This window comes from Pseudalkalibacillus sp. R45, assembly GCF_052246725.1.
GTDB lineage: Bacteria > Bacillota > Bacilli > Bacillales > Fictibacillaceae > Pseudalkalibacillus.
Map to the genome: position 1 here is coordinate 1 of NZ_JBQQCL010000047.1, position 1,071 is coordinate 1,071.

Annotated in this window: 9 tRNA genes and 1 rRNA gene; all 10 read right to left on the reverse strand. The window is 52.1% G+C overall.

Going from position 1 to position 1,071, the window contains the following annotated elements:
- Positions 1-131: 131 nt before the first annotated feature.
- A tRNA-Ala gene (locus ACTWQL_RS24795) sits at positions 132-207 on the reverse strand.
- Positions 208-219: 12 nt separating this feature from the next.
- Positions 220-296 (reverse strand) — tRNA-Pro (locus tag ACTWQL_RS24800).
- A 5-nt stretch (positions 297-301) separates the two neighbouring features.
- Positions 302-378: transfer RNA gene (locus tag ACTWQL_RS24805), tRNA-Arg, on the reverse strand.
- A 29-nt stretch (positions 379-407) separates the two neighbouring features.
- Positions 408-496 (reverse strand) — tRNA-Leu (locus tag ACTWQL_RS24810).
- A 4-nt stretch (positions 497-500) separates the two neighbouring features.
- Positions 501-575, reverse strand: a tRNA-Gly gene (locus tag ACTWQL_RS24815).
- Between the two features lie 3 nt (positions 576-578).
- Positions 579-664 (reverse strand) — tRNA-Leu (locus tag ACTWQL_RS24820).
- A 22-nt stretch (positions 665-686) separates the two neighbouring features.
- A tRNA-Lys gene (locus ACTWQL_RS24825) sits at positions 687-762 on the reverse strand.
- A 7-nt stretch (positions 763-769) separates the two neighbouring features.
- Positions 770-845: transfer RNA gene (locus ACTWQL_RS24830), tRNA-Thr, on the reverse strand.
- Between the two features lie 15 nt (positions 846-860).
- A tRNA-Val gene (locus ACTWQL_RS24835) sits at positions 861-936 on the reverse strand.
- A gap of 9 nt (positions 937-945) precedes the next feature.
- Positions 946-1,061 (reverse strand): 5S ribosomal RNA (gene rrf, locus ACTWQL_RS24840).
- Positions 1,062-1,071: the final 10 nt, after the last annotated feature.

The following is a 1,071-nucleotide window of genomic DNA, read 5'->3' on the forward strand; positions in this document are numbered from 1 at the left end:
CTGAGCCAGGATCAAACTCTCCAATAAAGTGTTTGATTGCTCATTAATGTAAAACTTAAAAATTGATCAGGGTTCTTTTAAAAAGACCCGTTTCACGCTTGGCTTTTGTTCAGTTTTCAAAGAGCTGTAAATGGTGGAGCCTAGCGGGATCGAACCGCTGACCTCCTGCGTGCAAGGCAGGCGCTCTCCCAGCTGAGCTAAGGCCCCATGACAATCAAATGGTCGGGAAGACAGGATTTGAACCTGCGACCCCCTGGTCCCAAACCAGGTGCTCTACCAAGCTGAGCCACTTCCCGTTATATGGCGCGCCCGAGAGGAGTCGAACCCCTAACCTTCTGATCCGTAGTCAGACGCTCTATCCAATTGAGCTACGGGCGCACTTTATATGAATTTATCTGTTTCGAAAATGGTGCCGAGGGCCGGACTTGAACCGGCACGGTAGTCACCTACCGCAGGATTTTAAGTCCTGTGTGTCTGCCAATTCCACCACCCCGGCATCATGGAGCGGAAGACGGGATTCGAACCCGCGACCCCCACCTTGGCAAGGTGGTGTTCTACCACTGAACTACTTCCGCATGTGGTGCGGGTGGAGGGACTTGAACCCCCACGTCGCAAGGACACTAGATCCTAAGTCTAGCGCGTCTGCCAATTCCGCCACACCCGCAATATTATATCGTTAAAGAAAATGGTGAGCCATGAAGGACTCGAACCTTCGACCCTCTGATTAAAAGTCAGATGCTCTACCAACTGAGCTAATGGCTCGTAAAAGTGGTGCTGGCCAGAGGACTTGAACCCCCAACCTACTGATTACAAGTCAGTTGCTCTACCAATTGAGCTAGGCCAGCGAAGTAAAATGAAAATGGTGGAGGATGACGGGATCGAACCGCCGACCCCCTGCTTGTAAGGCAGGTGCTCTCCCAGCTGAGCTAATCCTCCGATATGTAAGCCCGGCGACGTCCTACTCTCACAGGGGGAAGCCCCCAATTACCATTGGCGCTGAAGAGCTTAACTTCCGTGTTCGGCATGGGAACGGGTGTGACCTCTTCGCCATCGTCACCAGACTATCGATTT